Source organism: Streptomyces sp. SA15 (assembly GCF_002291145.1).
Taxonomy (GTDB): Bacteria; Actinomycetota; Actinomycetes; order Streptomycetales; family Streptomycetaceae; genus Streptomyces.
In genome coordinates this window covers 1-3,849 of the sequence record NZ_NTGE01000015.1, presented here as the reverse complement: position 1 = coordinate 3,849, position 3,849 = coordinate 1, and the positions used below count along the sequence as shown (strand labels likewise).

The 3,849-nt window shown below is 74.8% G+C and carries 2 protein-coding genes; both read left to right on the top strand.

The annotated features are described in order from the left end of the window. The coding region (locus CLM62_RS02370) for a condensation domain-containing protein (RefSeq protein WP_257003621.1) at positions 1-894 on the top strand (894 nt) is incomplete at its 5' end. Positions 895-896: 2 nt separating this feature from the next. Continuing rightward, positions 897-3,849, top strand: a 2,953-nt coding sequence (locus CLM62_RS02365; protein WP_179381899.1) for an amino acid adenylation domain-containing protein, incomplete at its 3' end; no start/stop codon positions are given.

The window sequence follows — 3,849 nt, the reverse complement described above, 5'->3', positions numbered from 1 at the left end:
TCCGTCGTCCGCCCGGCCGAGCCGCTGCCCACCGCCGTCCCCCCGGACCCGGCGCGCGACACGGCCGCCACCGGCCGCCTGGTCACCCTGGAGCTGCCGGCCGAGACGACCCGCACGCTGCTCACGGCCGTCCCCGCCGCCTTCCACGCGGACATCGACGACATCCTGCTCACCGCGCTGGCCGCGGCCGTCACCGCCTGGCGCCGCGCACGCGGCTCGCGGTCCACCGCCCTCGTCGTCGACGTCGAGCGCCACGGCCGCGACGAGAACGTCACCGGCGGGGACCTCTCCCGTACCGTCGGGTGGTTCACCAGCCTGCACCCGGTCCGGCTCGACATCGGCCGGGTCGACCCCGCCGGCCTCCGAGCCCAGGGATTGGCCCTCGGCCGGGCCGTCAAACGGGCCAAGGAGCAGCTGCGCGCGCTGCCGCGGCACGGCATCGGCCACGGTCTGCTGCGTCATCTCGACGACACCACCGCGCCGCAGCTGGCGGAAGGCGCCCGGCCTCAGATCTGCTTCAACTACCTCGGCCGGTTCGCCCCGCCCGACAGCGCCGACTGGGCGCCCGCGCCCGAGTCGCCGCCGCTGGGCGGCTCGGTCGACGGGGCCCTGCCGTTCGGCAGGCCGCTCCAGCTCAACGCGTACACCCAGGACCGTCCCGACGGACCCCGCCTGGCCGCCCTGTGGTCCTGGCCCGGCGCGCTGTGGACCGAACGGGACATCACGGAGCTGGCCGAGGAGTGGTTCGCCGTGCTGCGCGCCCTGGTCACGCACACCGCCACCGGGGGCGCGGGCGGGCGCTCACCCTCCGACCTGCCGATGGTGAACCTCAGCCAGGCGGACATCGACGACTTCGAAAGCGAACTGGGCCAGGAAGGCGAGGCAACCCTGTGACCGTGTCCCGTATCGAGGATGTGCTCCCGCTGTCGCCGCTGCAGGAGGGCCTGCTCTTCCTCTCCCGGTACGACGACCCGGCCGGCGACGACGTCTACGTGGTGCAGTTCCGGTTCGACATCGCCGGCCCCCTGGACGCCGACCGCATGCGCGCCGCGGCCGAGGCCCTGCTGGCTCGCCACCCCAACCTGCGTGCCGGCTTCCGGCACCAGCGCCGCGAGGGGCGGCCCGTCCAGGTCGTACCCCGTGCCGTACAGCTGCCGTGGCGGAACGTGGACCTGTCCGCGCTGCCCGAGGCGGAACGTGCCGCCGAGACCGAGCGACTGCTCGCCGCGGACCGCGCCGACCGCTTCGACCCGGCCACCCCGCCGCTGATGCGGTTCACCCTGCTCCGGCTCGGCCCCGCCGCCCACCGCCTGGTCTTCACCCACCACCACCTGCTCCTGGACGGCTGGTCCATGGGCCTGCTGATCAAGGAACTGTTCGCGCTGTACGGCGGCGGCGCGGACCCCTCCGCCCTGCCCGGCACCACGCCCTACCGCGACTACCTGGCCTGGCTGGCCCGGCAAGACGGCGACACCGCCCGCACGGCCTGGCGGGCCGCCCTGGACGGCCTCGACGAGGGCACTCTTGTCGCCGGGCCGGCCCGGGGCCGGGCGACCGGCACCCCTGACGAACTCGTCACCGACCTGCCCGAGGACCTGGTCGCCGCGCTCGTCGCCCGCTCCCGCGCCGACGGCCTGACCCTCAACACCCTGGTGCAGGGCGCCTGGGGCCTGCTCGTGGGCCACCTGACCGGCCGGGACGACGTCACCTTCGGGGAGATCGTCTCCGGGCGGCCCGCCGACCTGCCCGGTGCCGAGCGCATGGTCGGCATGTTCGCCAACGCCCTGCCGGTACGGCTGCGCACCGCACCCGGCGAGCCGCTGTCCGCGGCGCTGCACCGGCTGCAGGACCAGCACGCCGAGCTGATGCCGCATCAGCACCTGGGACTGGCCGCCGTCCAGAGCCTGGCGGAACCGGCCGAACTGTTCGACACGATGGTCATCTTCGAGAACTACCCGCTCGACCCCGACACCCTCCAGGTCACCGCGGGAGACATCCGGCTCACCGAGGTCGGCGAACACGCCGCCACCCACTACCCGCTGTGCCTGATGGTGGTGCCCGGCAGCCCGTTCCGGCTGCGCCTGAGCTACCGCACCGACCTGTACGACCGCGACACCGTCGCCGCGCTCGCCGCGCGCCTGACCGGCCTGCTAGAACTCCTCGCCCAGGGACTGGACCGCACCCCCGCGAGCGTCGATCCGCTGCCCGCCGCCGAGCGGTGGGACCTGCTGGTGGCCCGCAACGACACCGCCCGGCCACTGCCCGAGACCTGCCTGCCCGAACTGTTCGCCGCCCAGGCCCGCCGCTCTCCGGACGCCCCCGCCGTGGTGGCCGCCGGCGAGACCCTGACGTACGCCGAACTCGACCGGCGCTCCGCCCGGCTGGCCCGGCGGCTCAGCGCGCTCGGCGCCGGGCCCGAGACGCACGTCGCGCTGCTGCTGCCCCGCACCCACGACCTGCCGGCCGCGCTCCTGGCCGTCCTGCGCAGCGGGGCGGGCTACGCGCCCCTGGACCCGGACCACCCCGCCGAGCGGATCGGCCAGGTCCTCGACGACGTCCGGCCGGTGTGCCTGCTCACCACGGCGGACCTGGCCACCGAACTGCCCCGGGACATCCCCGTACTGTGCCTGGACGAGCCCGCGCCCGACGCCCCCGAGGCGGAACCGGTCGCGCCCGCCCCCGACCACACGGCCTACGTCCTGCACACCTCCGGATCCACCGGACGCCCCAAGGGCGTCGTCGTCCCCCACCGGGCCCTCACCAACTTCCTCACCGACCTGACGGAACGGGTGCCGCTCGGGCCGGGCGACCGCATGCTCGCCGTCACCACCGTGTCGTTCGACATCGCCGCCCTGGAGCTGTACCTGCCGCTGATCACCGGCGCCACGGTCGTCCTCGCGGACCGGGACACCGTCCTGGACCCGCAGGCCCTCGCCGAGGCCGTCACCTCCTGCGGCGCCACCGTGATGCAGGCCACCCCGACCCTGTGGCGCACCCTCGTCCCCGACCACGCCGAGGCCCTGGCCGGCCTGCGCGTCCTGACCGGCGGTGAACCCCTGCCCGAGGACCTGGCGGCGCACCTGACCGCAGCCGCGGCCGAGGTGACCAACCTCTACGGGCCCACCGAGACCACCATCTGGTCCACCGCCGCACCCGTACGCCCCGGCACCCCCGTCACCATCGGCCGCCCCATGGTCAACACCCGGGTGTATGTGCTGGACGGGGCGTTGCGGCCGGTGCCGGTGGGGGTGCGTGGTGAGTTGTATGTGGCGGGTGCGGGTGTGGCGCGGGGGTATGCGGGGCGTGCGGGGCTGACGGCGGAGCGGTTCGTGGCGGATCCGTTCTCCGGTGGCGGGGGGCGGATGTATCGCACGGGTGATGTGGTGGCGTGGCGTGCGGACGGGGTGCTGGAGTTCGCGGGGCGTTCGGACGGGCAGGTGAAGATCCGCGGGTTCCGTGTCGAGACCGCCGAGATCGAGACCGTGCTGCGCGCCCACCCCGCCGTCTCCGAGGCCGCCGTCGTCGCGCTCCCCGACGCGCACGGCGGCCGGCACCTGGCCGGCTACGTGGTCCCCGCCGCCGGCGCGGAGGACCGACGCGCCCGCGAGGCCGCACAGGAACGCGAGTGGCGCGAGGTCTACGACACCCTCTACCGCGACGACCCCGACAACCCCTACGCCGCGTGGAACAGCAGTTATGACGGGGCGCCGATTGCGGTGGCAGAGATGGAGGAGTGGCGTGCGGCGGCGGTGGCGCGGATCGGTGCTCTGGGTCCGGGCCGGGTGCTGGAGGTGGGTGTGGGCAACGGGCTGTTGCTGCGGGAGCTGGCGGCGCGGTCGGAGTGCTACT